Consider the following 14,659-nt stretch of genomic DNA (forward strand, 5'->3'; position numbering starts at 1 on the left):
CCCCACGCTATCCCGCGCGGTGTGCCGGGCGTCCCCCGCGGCGGGCCCGCCCGCCCGGAAGGCCGGGGGCCCGCCGGCCTCCCACGTGCCCCACGGCGTCGGGCACCCACCGCCATGAGGCACCCTTGGACCCGTGCCTGAACCCTCGAACGCATCCCATCCGCACCCCGCGACGCTTCGGCGGCTGGAGCGGTCCTCCGGGCGGCTCGCCGCGAACGCCATCGCCCGGATGGACGAGACGCTGCCGTGGTACCGCGCGATGCCACCGGAGAACCGTTCCTGGATCGGGCTGGTCGCGCAGGCCGGTATCGCGGCGTTCACCGAGTGGTTCCGCCACCCCGAGGCCCCGCAGGCCATCTCCACCGACGTCTTCGGCACGGCACCGCGCGAGCTGACGCGGGCGATCACGCTGCGGCAGACCGTCGAGATGGTCCGGACCACGATCGAGGTGATGGAGGCCGCGATCGAGGAGGTCGCGGCCCCCGGCGACGAGAACGCGCTGCGCGAGGCGCTGCTCGTCTACGCGCGGGAGATCGCGTTCGCGACGGCCCAGGTGTACGCGCAGGCAGCCGAGGCCCGGGGCGCCTGGGACGCGCGGCTGGAGTCGCTGGTCGTGAACGCGGTGCTCTCCGGGGAGGCCGACGAGGGCGCGATCTCCCGGGCCGCGGCGCTCGGCTGGAACTCGCCCGAGCACGTCTGCGTCGTGCTGGGCACCGCCCCGGAGGGGGACAGCGAGCTGACCGTGGAGGCGATCCGCCGGGCCGCCCGGCACGCCAAGCTCCAGGTCCTCACCGGCGTGCTCGGCGACCGGCTGGTGGTGATCGCGGGCGGCAGCGACGACCCGCTCCGGGTCGCGAAGACCCTGATCGGACCGTACGCGGCCGGTCCGGTGGTGGCGGGGCCCGTGGTGTCCGACCTGCCGGCCGCGACGAAGTCGGCGCAGGCCGCAGCCGCCGGGCTGAAGGCGTGTGCCGCCTGGCAGGACGCGCCGCGTCCGGTGCTCGCGGACGATCTGCTGCCCGAGCGCGCGATCGCCGCCGACCCCGCGGCGCGTGATCAGTTGGTGGAGGAGATCTACAGACCGCTGGAGGAGGCGGGGTCGGCTCTGCTGGAGACGCTGAGCGTCTACCTGGAGCAGGCGAGCAGTCTGGAGGGCGCGGCCCGGATGCTGTTCGTCCACCCCAACACCGTGCGCTACCGGCTCCGACGTGTGACTGACGTCACCGGCTGGTCACCCTCCGATGTCCGCTCCGCCTTCACCCTGCGCATCGCGCTGATCCTGGGGCGTCTGGCCGACGGAGATCCCCAGACCTAAACTTTGTCGTACTCCAACAATTACCCCAGCGGTTCTTCGTCCCTGTCCCCACGGGTGCCGATGGCCGTCCACAAGAGAGAGTGTGAGAGTGCTCGTACTCGTCGCTCCCGGCCAAGGCGCTCAGACGCCCGGCTTCCTGACTCCCTGGCTCGACCTGCCCGGCGCCGAAGACCGGCTCCGGGACTGGTCGGCCGCCATCGGCCTGGACCTGGTCCACTACGGTACGCGGGCCGACGCGGACGAGATCCGCGACACCGCCGTCGCCCAGCCGCTGCTCGTGGCGGCGGCCCTGCTGTCGGCCCGTCAGCTCTTCCCGGACACCGCGGACGTGGTGCGGCGGGTCGGCGTCACCGCCGGGCACAGCGTCGGCGAACTGGCCGCCACGGCGCTGGCCGGTGTGCTGACCGACGAGGCCGCCCTGGAACTCGTCCGGGCCCGTGGGCAGGCGATGGCCGAGGCCGCCGCCGTCACGGAGACGGGGATGTCGGCCCTGCTCGGCGGGGATCCGGAGGTCACGCTCCCGCACCTGGAGAGGCTCGGGCTGACGCCGGCGAATGTGAACGGCGCGGGCCAGGTCGTGGCCGCCGGCACCTTGGAGCAGCTGGCCGCGCTGGCGGACGACAAGCCCGAGGGCGTGCGCCGGGTGGTGCCGCTCAAGGTCGCGGGCGCGTTCCACACCCACCACATGAGCCCCGCCGTGGCCAAGCTCGAGGCCGCCGCGGCGCCGCTCGCCCCGGCCGACCCGGTCGTCCCGTACGTCTCGAACCGGGACGGCGAAGCCGTCCGTACGGGCGCCGATGTGGTGACACGTCTGGTCGGTCAGGTCGCCAACCCGGTGCGTTGGGACCTGTGCATGGAAACCTTCCAGAGCCGGGGCGCGACCGCGCTGCTCGAACTGTGCCCCGGCGGCACCCTGACGGGCCTCGCCAAGCGCGCCCTGCCGGGGGTGCGGACCGTGGCCCTGAAGACACCCGACGACCTCGACGCGGCCCGTGCGCTGATCGCCGAGCACTCCGCCACGGCCGAATCCGCCGCGGCTGAATAGGAGACCGGAGAGCATGTCGAAGATCAAGCCCAGCAAGGGCGCCCCGTACGCGCGCATCATGGGTGTGGGCGGCTACCGCCCGACCCGGATCGTGCCGAACGAGGTGATCCTCGAGACGATCGACTCCTCCGACGAGTGGATCCGCTCCCGCTCCGGCATCGCGACCCGGCACTGGGCCTCCCCGGAGGAGACCGTCGCCGCGATGTCCGCCGAGGCCGCCGGCAAGGCCCTCGCCGACGCCGGGCTCGCTCCCGAGCAGATCGACGCGGTCGTCGTCGCCACCGTCTCGCACTTCAAGCAGACCCCGGCCGTCGCCACCGAGATCGCGGACCGGATCGGCGCGGGCAAGCCCGCCGCGTTCGACGTCTCCGCGGGCTGCGCCGGGTTCGGCTACGGACTGACGCTGGCCAAGGGCATGGTGGTCGAGGGTTCGGCCGAGCACGTCCTGGTGATCGGCGTCGAGCGGCTCTCGGACCTGACCGACCTGGCGGACCGGGCGACGGCCTTCCTGTTCGGCGACGGTGCGGGCGCGGTCGTCGTGGGCCCGGCCGAGGAGCCGATGATCGGCCCGACCGTCTGGGGCTCCGAGGGCGACAAGTCCGACACCATCACCCAGACCGTGCCGTGGGACGCGTACCGCGACGGCACGGTGGAGCGGTTCCCGGCCATCACCCAGGAGGGCCAGGCGGTGTTCCGCTGGGCCGTCTTCGAGATGGCGAAGGTCGCCCAGCAGGCGCTGGACGCGGCCGGGATCAGCCCGCAAGACCTGGACGTCTTCATCCCGCACCAGGCCAATATGCGGATCATCGACTCGATGGTGAAGACTCTGAAGCTGCCGGAGAGCGTCACGGTCGCCCGGGACGTGGAGACCACCGGCAACACCTCGGCCGCCTCGATCCCGCTCGCGATGGAGCGGCTCCTGGCGACCGGACAGGCGAAGAGCGGTGACACCGCCCTCGTCATCGGCTTCGGGGCGGGTCTCGTCTACGCCGCGACGGTCGTTACCCTCCCCTAGGCACACCGCGCCGGATCTCTCCGGGAACGTGTTCCGATTCATCCCTCAGCTCAACATCGAAGGAGCGCCCCAATGGCCGCCACCCAGGAAGAGATCGTCAAGGGTCTCGCCGAGATCGTGAACGAGATCGCCGGTATCCCCGAGGAGGACGTCCAGCTGGACAAGTCCTTCACCGACGACCTGGATGTCGACTCGCTGTCCATGGTCGAGGTCGTCGTCGCCGCCGAAGAGCGCTTCGACGTCAAGATCCCCGACGACGACGTCAAGAACCTGAAGACGGTCGGCGACGCCGCCGACTACATCCTGAAGCACCAGGACTGACCGGATCGAGCGGCTGACGCCACTCGGTGGTGGCGCCGTACACATTCAGCACCCCTAGACGTGGAGAAAGAATTCCAGTGAGCTCGACCAATCGCACCGTGGTCGTCACCGGTATCGGCGCAACCACACCACTGGGTGGCGACAGCGCATCGACCTGGGAAGGCCTCCTCGCGGGACGCTCCGGGGCGCGCGCCCTCGAGGGCGAACGCTTCGCCGGTCTGCCGGTCCGTATCGCCGCCACGGCGGCGGTCGACCCGGGCGATGTCCTGCCCCGACCGCTCGCCCGCAGGCTGGACCGCTCGGCGCAGTTCGCGCTGATCGCGGCCCGGGAGGCCTGGGCGGACGCCGGGTTCACCGGCAAGGCGGACGAGGACGCCTCCGTGGACGCCGACCGGTTGGGGGCCGTGATCGCCTCCGGCATCGGCGGCGTGACCACCCTGCTCGACCAGTACGACGTGCTCAAGGAGCGCGGCGAGCGCCGTGTCTCCCCGCACACCGTGCCGATGCTGATGCCCAACAGCCCCTCCGCCAACGTGAGCCTGGAGGTGGGCGCCCGCGCGGGCGCGCACACCCCGGTCTCCGCCTGCGCCTCCGGCGCCGAGGCCGTCGGCTACGCGGCGGAGATGATCCGCACCGGGCGCGCCGACGTCGTCATCACCGGCGGTACGGAAGCGGCCATCCACCCGCTGCCCATCGCCGCGTTCGCCAACATGATGGCGATGTCGAAGAACAACGACGAGCCCACGCGGGCCTCGCGCCCCTACGACAAGGCCCGGGACGGTTTCGTCCTCGGCGAGGGCGCCGGCGTCCTCGTCCTGGAGTCGGCCGAGCACGCGGCGGCGCGCAGCGCGCGCGTCTACTGCGAGATGCTGGGGCAGGGCCTGTCCTCGGACGCCCACCACATCGCACAGCCGGAGCCGTCGGGCCGGGGCATCGCCAGGGCCCTGCAGCACCTGCTGGACGCCTCGGACCTCAAGCCCGCCGAGGTCGCGCACCTGAACGCGCACGCCACGTCGACCCCGCAGGGCGACATCGCCGAGATCAAGGCGCTGCGCCAGGTACTGGGCGAGGACCTGGACCATGTCGCGATCTCCGCCACGAAGTCGATGACGGGGCATCTGCTGGGTGGCGCGGGCGGCATCGAGACGGTGGCGACCGTGCTCGCGCTGTACCACCGCACGGCTCCGCCGACCATCAACGTGGACGACCTGGACGACGAGGTCGACGCGGACGTGGTGCGGGGAGAGGCGCGGGCGCTGCCGAGCGGCACGATCGCGGCGATCAACAACTCGTTCGGCTTCGGTGGCCACAACGTGGTGCTGGCGCTGCGGACGGTCTGACCTTCCCCACGGACGCGGGACCGCTGACCGCGGTCCCGCGGACTGAACGTAAACGCCCGGCCGGGTGCTCCCCGGCCGGGCGTTACGTTTCTCCGGTGCGGGACGTGTGCCCTGCCGTCCCGGCGAGCGTCCGGCCCGGCCGCGCGTGTCCGGTGCGTGTCCGGTGCGACGTCCGGCGTTCACGGTTCGCCGCCGGCGGAGTCCCGCGCGGGTCCGTCGGCCCTGGCCGGCGCCGCCCGGTCCCGGCCGGTGCCGACCGACCGGCCGGCGGGAAACCGGGCGACGGGCGGCCGGGGCCGGTCAGTCGCGGCCGTCGGTGAAGCTGGCGAAGTACGTCGCGGCCATGTCCTCGTCCCCGTGCCCCTGTTCCTCCGCGCGGCGGAACCGTTCCGCGCCCGCCGCCGCCAGGTCCAGCCGTACGCCCTCGGCTTCCCCGGCCGCCACGATCAGCCGGGCGTCCTTGCCCGCAGTCGTGACCGAGAAGCTGGGCGTGTAGTCGTCGTCGAGGATCGCGTTCGCCTTGGCCCGCAGGTAGCCGCAGTCCAGCCCGCCGCCCGCGACCGCCTCCAGGAAGTGGCGGGGGTCCACGCCCAGTCCCCTGGCGAGGGCCAGCGCCTCGGCGGTGCCGCCGGTGAGGGCGAGCACCCAGCTGTTGCAGACGAGCTTGAGGCGGCTGGCGGCGCCGGTGGAGCCGTCGTCGGACAGCCAGACCGTGCGCTCCGCCACGGCGTCCAGGACGGAGGCCAGCGGTCCGCGCGCCGCTTCCGGGCCCGCGGCGAGGACGAGCAGCTGCCCGTTCTCGGCAGGTGCCCTGGTGCCGAGGACGGGGGCGTCCACGAACAGCAGGCCGTGCTCCCGGGCCAGGGCGGCCAGCGGCGCCACGGCCTCGATGCCGGCGGTCGTCGACTGGAGCCAGACGGTGCCGGGGCGCAGCCCGGGCCCGGCCGCCTCGACCGCGTCCAGCGCGGCGGGCCCGTCGTACAGCATGGTCAGGACGGTCTCGGCGCCGGCGACGGCCTCCGCGGGCGTGTCGGCGACCGTGGCGCCGTCGGCGGCGAGCGCCTCCGCCTTGGCTCGGGTGCGGTTCCACACGCGTACGTCGTGTCCGGTGCGACAGAGGTTGCGGGCCATCGCGGCACCCATGATGCCGGTGCCCAGGACGGCTACTGCGGGTCGGTCAGCCATGGCACCACCGTAGAACGCCCCGGCCCCGCCCGCCCGGGCGGGAGCGGCCTCCCCGGTGCCCGGGACGTCAGACCACCTGGTGCAGCCAGCGGACGGGTGCGCCCTCGCCCGCGTACCGGAACGGCTCCAGCTCGTCGTCCCACGGCTTGCCCAGCAGCTTGGCGATCTCCGCCGCCAGTTCGGTCTCCCCCTGCTGGGAGCGCGCCAGCGCGGCGCGCAGCCGGTCCTCCGGGACCAGGATGTCGCCGTGCATACCGGTCACGGCGTGGAAGATGCCGAGGTCGGGGGTGGCGCTGTAGCGCTCGCCCTCGGCGGTGGCGCAGGGCTCGGCGGTCACCTCGAAGCGGAGCATCTGCCAGCCGCGCAGCGCGGAGGCGAGCTTGGCGGCGATGCCCGCCCGGCCCTGCCAGGAGACCTCGGCTCTCCAGGTGCCGGGCGCCGCCGGCTGCCGGATCCAGTCGAGCTGCACCCGCTGGCCGAGCACGCCCGCGACCGCCCACTCGACGTGCGGGCACATCGCGCGCGGGGCGGAGTGCACGTACAGAACTCCACGTGTCGTCACCGGGACCTCCAGTGTGGGACGAGGTTCGCCTTTTCCCAGCGGCCTCAGTAAACAGCATCGGGAGTAAAACTCCGCAAAAGGGACAGCATGTGACGTGATGTAATTTACCGGAGTCAAAGGAGAAGGGCGCCTCTGATTCGACGTGGAAAAGCTATCGTGCGGCAGCGACAACGGGGTGACGTACCGTCGGTCCCGAGGCCGATATGCGCGAAGCTTTCACTCGCCGGAGCGCCGCCGGACGTCCTTGCGCACTTCCGTCCGCCTCGGAGGCCGGACGACGCCCATGGGGAGGCCGTGATGCGGGAGACCCTGACGCGGGGGACCGTGATGCGGGAGACCGTGCCGGTGGAAACCGTGCGGGGCCGGAACCGGGGACGCCGGTCGCGGGCCGGCGCCGCCGCCCTGACGGCGGTGGTCCTCGCGGTGACCGGGGTGCTCGCCGGATGTGACGACGGGACGGGCACCGCCGGGAGACGTGCCACCCCCTCCCCCAGCCCCACGCCCGTGTGGGACCCCAGCCCGTCCTCGGTGGCCGCCGTCGGCGACTCGATCACCCGTGGCTTCGACGCGTGCGTGGTGCTGGCGGACTGCCCGCAGGTGTCCTGGGCGACGGGGACGGACAGCGAGGTGCGCAGCCTCGCCTACCGGCTGCTCGGCGCGCCCGCCACGAAGACGCGCACCTGGAACCACGCCGCGACCGGCGCGAAGATGGCGGACCTGCCCGCCCAGATGGCACGGGCGGCACGGAACCGGCCGGAGCTGGTGACGGTCATGGTCGGCGCGAACGACGCCTGCCAGGACACGGCACGCCGGATGACACCGGTCGAGGACTTCCGGGCGTCCTTCGAGACCGCCATGCGCACGCTGCGCGCGGGGGCGCCCAAGGCGCAGGTGTACGTGTCGAGCGTGCCGGATCTCAAGCGGCTCTGGTCGACCGGGCGCGGCAATCCGCTGGGCCGGCAGATCTGGAAGCTGGGGATCTGCGCCACGATGCTGGGCGACGCGCAGGACATGAGCGAGCGGGCGCGGAAGCGGCGCGACATGGTCTACGACCGGGTCGTGGCGTACAACGGCGTGCTGCGGGAGGTGTGCGCGAAGGACAGGCGCTGCCGGTACGACGGCGACGCGGTCTTCGACTACCGCTTCACCGGCGAGCAGCTGAGCCACTGGGACTGGTTCCATCCCAGCAAGAACGGGCAGAGCCGGCTGGCGGAGATCGCCTACCGCAATGTGACGGCGGACCGGCCACCCGGCTGACCGGCCGGCCGGCGGGCCTTGCGGAGAGGGTGTCGAGGGCGTGCGGCCGGCGTCCCGGGGCGTCGGCCGGGGCCCCGTACCCAGGTCGGCGCGGTGCGCGTATCGTCATGATCATGACTGTCATCAGCACCGAATCCGCCGGAACGGACCCCGAGGGCACCCCGGTCGACCGCTGGACCCTCGAACGGGCCGGGACCCGGGTGCGGTTGCTGACGTACGGCGGTGTCGTGCAGTCCGTCGAGGTCCCGGACCGGACCGGGGCCGTCGCCGACGTGGTGCTCGGCTTCCCCGACCTCGCGGGCTATCTGGCGGCCCGCGGGCCGTACTTCGGGGCCTTGGTGGGCCGGTACGCGAACCGCCTCTCGGGTGCCGCCTTCGCGCTGGACGGCCGGACCCACCGGGTCTCGGCGAACGAGGGGCCGAACTGTCTGCACGGCGGGGAGCGCGGCTTCGACCAGCGGGTGTGGCACGCGGAGCGGGACGGCGACCACGGCGTCCGGCTGTCGCGGATCAGCCCGGACGGCGAGGAGGGCTTCCCCGGCCGGCTGGCGGTCTCCGTGACGTACGCGCTGGACGCGGCGGGCGGGCTGCGGATCGACTACCGGGCGGAGACGGACGCGGCGACCCCGGTCAGCCTCACCAACCACACGTACTGGAACCTCGGCGGCGCCCGCGGCGGCCGTCCGGCCACCGGGCACGAACTGCGCGTCGCGGCCGAGCGGTTCACCGAGGTGGACGACGCCCTCCTGCCCACCGGTGAGCTGCCGCCGGTCGCCGGCACGCGCTTCGACTTCCGTACGCCACGGGTCGTCGGACCCGGCTACGACCACAACTTCGTCCTGGACGGCCACGGGCCGGCCGCGGGAGAGGGCGGCGGACCGGCGGCGCGGCAGGTGGCGGAGGTGTACGACCCGGTGTCGGGCCGGTTCATGACCCTCACCACGACCGAGCCCGGCCTCCAGCTCTACACCGGCGACTACCTCGACGGGCAGCCGTACGGGCCGGGCGCCGGCCTGGCGCTGGAGACGCAGGCGTTCCCGGACTCGCCGAACCGGCCCGGGTTCCCGGACACGGTGCTGCGGCCGGGCGAGGTGTACACCTCGAGCACGACGTACGGCTTCGGCGTGCGGTAGCCGTTTGCCGCGCCCGGGCGGTGCCCCTGGGCCGGGGCGTGGCCGCGGGCGCGGCTACGGCTACGGCTGCGACGCCGGGTCCGGGGTCGCCGTGATCTCGACCGTGCGGCTGAGCCGGCGGTCGGCGACGGAGTGCGCGGCCTCCACCTCGTAGCGCCCGGGCACGAGCGTGAAGGCCCCCGCCTCCTCGTCCCAGATCTCGAAGGCCCGGCGGTGCAGCGGGATCCGCAGCTCCACGGTCTCGCCGGGACCGGCCTGCGCGGTGGCGAAGCCCGCCAGCCGGCGGGCCGGGCGCTCCACGGTGTCCTCCACCGGAGCCAGGTAGATCTGGACGACCTCGCGGCCCGCCCGGGCCCCGGCGTTGCGCAGCCGGACCCGCGCCTCGGTGCCGGTGGCCGTCATCGTCTCGTACTCCCAGTCGGTGTAGCCGAGGCCGTGCCCGAAGGCGTAGGCGGGGGCGGTGCCGTCGCGTTCCCAGGCCCGGTATCCGATGAACACACCCTCTTCGTAGACGAGTTCACCGTCGGTGGGGGCGGTACGGGACACGGGCGCGTCCGCCAGCGCGGCCGGCCAGGTGGTGGGCAGCCGGCCGCCGGGCTCGGCCGCGCCGAGCAGGACGTCGGCGAGCGCGGCGCCGCCCTCCTGGCCCGGGAACCAGCTGAGCAGCACCGCCGCCACGTCCTCGCGCCAGGGCAGCTCCACCGGGGAACCGGTGTTGACGACCACCACGGTGTTCGGGTTGACGTCGGCCACGGCCCGTACGAGATCGTCCTGGTGGCCCGGCAGCCACAGGTCCGCGCGGTCGAAGCCCTCGGACTCCACGCGCTCGGTGGTGGCGACCACGACGACGGCCGTATCCGCCGCACGGGCGGCCTCGACGGCCTCGGCGATCAGCTCGTCGGGGTCGCGGCGGGGGCCGAGGTGCAGCAGCGAGAGGGCGACGGCCTCGATGGGGGCGTCCGCGATCTTGTGGACGGTGGCCAGCAGGGAGATCTCCACGCTCTCGCCCGCGCCGAGCGGGACGCGGGCGCGCTCCACGGGGGCTCCGAAGAACGTCTCGAACGGGTCGGCCGCCGGGACCAGTTCCTCGGTGCCCTCGAAGCGGACCTCGCCGCCGACGGTGAGGACGAAGTCGCCCAGCCCGCGGGTGCCGAAGGTGTGCTCGCCGCTCTCCCTGGGGGTGAAGCGGCCGGTCAGCTCGACGCTGTGCAGCTCCTCGTGGGTGACGCCGTCGGGCAGGTCGCCGCCGGCCCACTGCACTCGTCCGTCGGGCACCGGCGAGGTCCCGAGGACCCGCCCGTCGGCCGCGCGGCAGACGGCGGTCAACTCGAACCCCTGGCGGGCGTCGGCGAGTTCGTCGTTGGGGTCGGCGCCGACGGCGAAGGTCAGCGCGCCCTCGGGCAGTGCCGCGGTGAGGCCGTCGAGCGGGGAGACTACGCGGCCGGGGAAGACCGTGGCCGAGCCGCCGCCGAGGATCCGGGCGTCACGGGCCGCCGCGCCGATGAGCGCGACCGTGCCCGTCCGCTCCGGGTCGACCGGGAGGGCGCGGCGGCCGGCGCGGGGCTCGTTGCGTACGAGGACGAAGGAGCGGCGGGCGATCTCGCGGGCCACCGTTCCACCGTCGAGGGGTTCGGGGAGCGCCTCCACGGCGGGTGGGGCGCCGGCGAGCGCGCCCGTGCGGGCGGCGAGCAGCAGCACCCGGCGGACCGCGTCGTCGACGGCTGACTCGGGCACCTCGCCCGCGCGTACGGCGGCGGCGAGGGCCGGGCCGTAGACGGTGTCGGGTCCCGGCATGGCCACGTCGAGGCCGCCGAGCAGGGCGGCGACCGTGGAGCGGGCGGCCAGCCAGTCGGAGACGACGAAGCCGTCGAAGCCCCACTCGCCGCGCAGGACCTCGTTCAGGAGGTGCCGGTGCTCGGTCATGGTCGAGCCGTTGACCTGGTTGTACGCGGCCATCACGCCCCAGGGCCGGGCGTTTTCGACGATGGCCTCGAAGGGGGCCAGATACAGCTCGCGCAGCGGGCGCGGGGCGACGACGTTGTCGACGGTGAAGCGGTCGGTCTCGGCGTCGTTGGCGACGAAGTGCTTGACGGTGACGCCGACCCCGCCGTCCTGGACGCCGAGGACGTAGCCGGTGCCGATCTCGCCCGTGAGGTACGGGTCCTCGCTGTACGCCTCGAAGTGCCGCCCGCCGAGCGGGGACCGGTGCAGGTTCACGGTCGGCGCGAGCAGGACGTGCACCCCCTTGCGGCGCGCCTCCTGCGCGAGCAGCCGCCCGGCGCGGCGGGCGAGCACCGGGTCCCAGGTCGCGGCGAGCGCGGTGGGCGAGGGCAGCGCGACCGACGGGTCGTCGGCGGTCCAGCGCACGCCGCGGACCCCGACGGGACCGTCGGACATGACGAGGGAAGCCAGTCCGATCTCGGGGAGCGCGGGCAGGGACCACATGTCCTGTCCGGCCAGGAGGCGGGCCTTGGTGTCGAGATCGAGTGCGCCGAGTGCGGTCTCGGCCGCGGCGGCACGGGCCCGGTCGGCCCCGGCGGCCCGGCCGGCCCGCGCGGGTTCGCCGACCCCTGCGGAGTCGTCGTTCCCGGCGGCCTGATCTGTGCGGGACGGAGTCGCGGGTGAGGGTGCGGAAGCGGAATCGGGTGCCACGTGGTACCTCCTCGTCGCCCAGCGGAGTGGTCATACTACCGGCGGTAGTAGCCACCGGCCGCTCCGGCATTCCCACTGATCCTCCGTCACGTGCGTCCCTTGGACACCATGGCCGACGGGCCGGTCCGGAGGGGATACTTCCGCCACCCGACGGAAGGAATCCCGTGAGATCCCTGAGCCCTGCCCGGCGCATACGCCCCGGTCGCCGCCCGCGCGTCCGTACAGAACTCCTCGGACTCGTCCTGCTCACCTCCGCCGCTCTGGCCGCGCCGCCGTCCTACGCCGCCGGGCGGCCGGAGACCGCGCCCCCGTCGACCACGACGTCGGCGGCGCCGACGGCCACGGGGGCCACGACCGTCTCGGCGGTCACGGCCGTCACGGTCGAGGAACAGCGCCTCGACCGGGCCGTCCCCCAGGAGATCCTGCGGCGCGGCGGCTTCGACGGCCATGCGCCGGCCCTCGTACGGGCGTTGGGCGCCACGCGCTCCGCCGCCCAGGCCGAACGGGTCGTGGCCCGGCACGGCGCGCGGCTGTGGCAGCGTGCCGTCGACCGCGCCCAGGGCCGGGGGCCCGCGCACGGCGACCTCAGCCGGGACGACGACCGGCCGCTGTACTGGGCGCGGCTGGCGATGAGCCGGGAACTGCGTGAGTGGCAGCCGCGGTTCGCCCTGTCCGACGCCGCGCGGTCACGGCTGCTCGGCACACTGGAGCGCACGTCGCGCGGCCAGGACTCGATGGTCTTCCCCGGGCACGCCGGGCGGGACGTCAAGCGGATCGTGGTGACCGGCTTCGACCCGTTCACGCTGGACCGCGACATCCGGATCAGCAATCCGTCGGGGGCGACGGCCCTGGCCCTGGACGGCACGGTGATCCGGACCGCCGACGGCCCGGCCCGGATCGAGGCGGCCGTGTTCCCGGTCCGCTGGGGAGACTTCGCGGACGGCACGGTCGAACGTGCCCTGCGCGGGCCGCTCTCCCGCGCCGATCTGTTCACCACGGTCAGCCAGGGCCGGGTCGGCCGGATCGACGTCGAGCGCTTCAACGGCGCCTGGCGCGGCGGGTTCGGGGACAACGAGAACGTCTCGGAGACGGGGCTCGTCCCCGTCACCGACCCCGCCTCCCAGCCGCAGTGGACGACGACCAGCCTGCCGTACCGGGAGATCGTGGCGGCGGACACCGGCCGCTTCCCGGTGTACGACAACACCTCGGTGACGGAGGTGCCCGCGGGCGGGACGGCACCGGTCGTACGCCCTGACGGGCCGACGGCCGGTTCCCAGGCACGGGCCGGGGGCGGCGGGGACTACCTGTCCAACGAGATCGCCTACCGGGCGACGCTGCTGCGCGACCGGCTGGGCCGGGACATCCCGGGCGGCCATGTGCACACGCCGGTGCTCCAGTTCGGGGCGGGGAACACCGACCCTGCGACCGGGACCGTGACCGATCCCGAGTTCGTACGGAACCGGCTGGACATCATCGCGCAGCTACGGGAGATCATCACCGTGGCGGCGGAGGCGTCGGACTGAGACGTGCCGGGCCGTACGGGGCCGTCTGTCGCCGCACGTGGGCGACCAGGGCCCGGACCCGTGGGCGGCGGCCGTTGCGATCGGACCAGGATCACCGGGTCCCGGCCCGGCCCGTCGGGGCCCGGCGCACGGCCGTCAGGGCACCGGCCCACCGGCCATCGAGGCTCGGCGCGTGGGCCCGCCGAGCCCAGGACTTCGGTGGCCGGGCCCGGGGCCGTCGTTCGGCAGCCCCGGGGCCCGGGTCACCAGGACTTCGTGCCTGGTGCCTGGGGCCGGGGCGGCACCGGATGCGCCGCCTGCCCGGCGCCGGCGGCCGGCGGGGACACGGGGTGCGGGCCCGGGCCCGTACCGAGGGCGAGGGTCGCCCCCGGTTCCCGGCCCGCCGCCGGCACCGCGCCGGGCGCGCCCCGTACCTCGTCCTCCCCCGACGGCGGCCCGGCCAGCTCGCGGGCCATCAGCGTCGCTCCTGCCACCGCGCCCGGCATCAGGAAGACCGCCACCAGCGGGACCAGGAAGGCCAGCGTCAGCGGGACGCCGAAGCCGAGCGCGAGCATCCGGCGGCCCCGCAGCAGGGTCAGCCGCTCCTTGAGGTCGACGTCGCGACGCTGGAGCGCCACCGCCGTCAGTTCCTCCGCGAGGAAGAAGCCGGAGACGCAGAAGCCCAGCACGGGGACGACGGTCTGCCCGACGACCGGCAGGAAGCCGAGCGCGAAGAGCAGGATGCCGTACAGCGACACCCGGACCAGGATCCGCAGGCTGTCCCGCGCGGAGATCCACATCTCGTGCCAGAACGACCGGCCCGACTCGGGGACCTCGCCGCCCTCGGTGCGGTCGACCTCCTCCGACAGCGACTCGTAGAAGGGCTGTCCGACCAGCAGGGTCACGGCGGTGAACGTGACCACCGCCAGGAACAGGCCCAGCGCGAACACCAGCGCCGTCAGAAAGCCGCGGAAGAGACCGAGCCAGGGAGAGGACCAGCCGTCCGCGAAGGGAGTGGCCCAGGCCGTCAGGTCGTCGGCGCCGTAGAAGAGGCCGATGAGGGCCCCCGCGTACAGCACCAGCGTGATCAGGCCGGGCAACAGCCCGAAGCCGAACCACCGGCCGTGACCCACGACCCACCGCTGACCCTTCAACACGTAGCCGAAGCCCGCCCCGAAATCACGCATGCGGTTCACCCTACCGGCGCGGTGGACAGGGTCTTGCCGTCACACCGATGAACCTGTAAACCCTGCATACCGATCAAACAAGATCGCGATTCAGTCAACTTCGGTCAGTGCGGATCGATTTTGGCCTTTTCGTCATCCCTCACCC

12 protein-coding genes are annotated in these 14,659 nt (G+C 73.7%); 8 read left to right on the forward strand and 4 right to left on the reverse strand.

All coding sequences use genetic code 11. The features are described 5' to 3' along the window. The first annotated feature begins 133 nt into the window (after positions 1-133). The 5 genes from IG02_RS0114815 to fabF all read left to right on the forward strand — a co-directional run bounded on the left by IG02_RS0114815 (position 134) and on the right by fabF (position 5,036). Positions 134-1,315, forward strand: coding sequence for a PucR family transcriptional regulator (locus IG02_RS0114815; RefSeq protein WP_030746746.1), 1,182 nt, complete (start codon positions 134-136; stop codon positions 1,313-1,315). 88 nt (positions 1,316-1,403) lie between these two features. Then, entirely contained in the window at positions 1,404-2,360 is a 957-nt protein-coding gene (locus IG02_RS0114820) for an ACP S-malonyltransferase (protein ID WP_030746749.1), read from the forward strand. 13 nt (positions 2,361-2,373) lie between these two features. After that, the gene (locus IG02_RS0114825; protein WP_030746752.1) at positions 2,374-3,375 is read left to right on the forward strand and encodes a ketoacyl-ACP synthase III; all 1,002 of its coding nucleotides are present in this window, start codon (positions 2,374-2,376) and stop codon (positions 3,373-3,375) included. Between the two features lie 72 nt (positions 3,376-3,447). Next, complete coding sequence (locus IG02_RS0114830) at positions 3,448-3,696, forward strand: acyl carrier protein (RefSeq protein ID WP_030746754.1); 249 nt, start codon at positions 3,448-3,450, stop codon at positions 3,694-3,696. Positions 3,697-3,773: 77 nt separating this feature from the next. Then, entirely contained in the window at positions 3,774-5,036 is a 1,263-nt protein-coding gene (fabF, locus tag IG02_RS0114835) for a beta-ketoacyl-ACP synthase II (RefSeq protein ID WP_030746757.1), read from the forward strand. Positions 5,037-5,336: 300 nt separating this feature from the next. Here the strand turns inward: fabF and IG02_RS0114840 are convergent, their stop codons facing one another. Further along, on the reverse strand, positions 5,337-6,221 hold the full coding sequence (locus IG02_RS0114840) for an NAD(P)-dependent oxidoreductase (RefSeq protein ID WP_030746760.1): 885 nt from the start codon (positions 6,219-6,221) through the stop codon (positions 5,337-5,339). A gap of 67 nt (positions 6,222-6,288) precedes the next feature. Then, positions 6,289-6,783, reverse strand: a complete 495-nt coding sequence (locus IG02_RS0114845) for a DUF3145 domain-containing protein (protein ID WP_030746762.1) — start codon at positions 6,781-6,783, stop codon at positions 6,289-6,291. Positions 6,784-7,110: 327 nt separating this feature from the next. On the opposite strand from IG02_RS0114845, the gene IG02_RS0114850 reads away from it, so the two are divergent. Both IG02_RS0114850 and IG02_RS0114855 read left to right on the forward strand, forming a co-directional pair. Beyond that, positions 7,111-8,040, forward strand: a complete 930-nt coding sequence (locus tag IG02_RS0114850) for an SGNH/GDSL hydrolase family protein (protein ID WP_051765049.1) — start codon at positions 7,111-7,113, stop codon at positions 8,038-8,040. A 113-nt stretch (positions 8,041-8,153) separates the two neighbouring features. Then, the gene (locus tag IG02_RS0114855; protein WP_030746768.1) at positions 8,154-9,173 is read left to right on the forward strand and encodes an aldose epimerase family protein; all 1,020 of its coding nucleotides are present in this window, start codon (positions 8,154-8,156) and stop codon (positions 9,171-9,173) included. Between the two features lie 60 nt (positions 9,174-9,233). Here IG02_RS0114855 and IG02_RS0114860 read toward each other — a convergent pair whose 3' ends face one another. Next, a complete protein-coding gene (locus IG02_RS0114860) occupies positions 9,234-11,825 on the reverse strand; it encodes a beta-glucosidase family protein (protein WP_234314739.1) in 2,592 nt (863 codons plus the stop codon). Between the two features lie 173 nt (positions 11,826-11,998). On the opposite strand from IG02_RS0114860, the gene IG02_RS0114865 reads away from it, so the two are divergent. Next, the gene (locus tag IG02_RS0114865) at positions 11,999-13,348 is read left to right on the forward strand and encodes a pyroglutamyl peptidase (RefSeq protein WP_420707749.1); all 1,350 of its coding nucleotides are present in this window, start codon (positions 11,999-12,001) and stop codon (positions 13,346-13,348) included. Between the two features lie 242 nt (positions 13,349-13,590). On the opposite strand, the gene IG02_RS0114870 is transcribed toward IG02_RS0114865, so the two are convergent. Next, positions 13,591-14,514, reverse strand: a complete 924-nt coding sequence (locus tag IG02_RS0114870; RefSeq protein WP_078854475.1) for an EI24 domain-containing protein — start codon at positions 14,512-14,514, stop codon at positions 13,591-13,593. Positions 14,515-14,659: the final 145 nt, after the last annotated feature.

The sequence above is a fragment of the Streptomyces sp. NRRL F-5135 genome, assembly GCF_000719775.1.
In the GTDB taxonomy this organism is placed as follows: Bacteria; Actinomycetota; Actinomycetes; order Streptomycetales; family Streptomycetaceae; genus Streptomyces; species Streptomyces hebeiensis.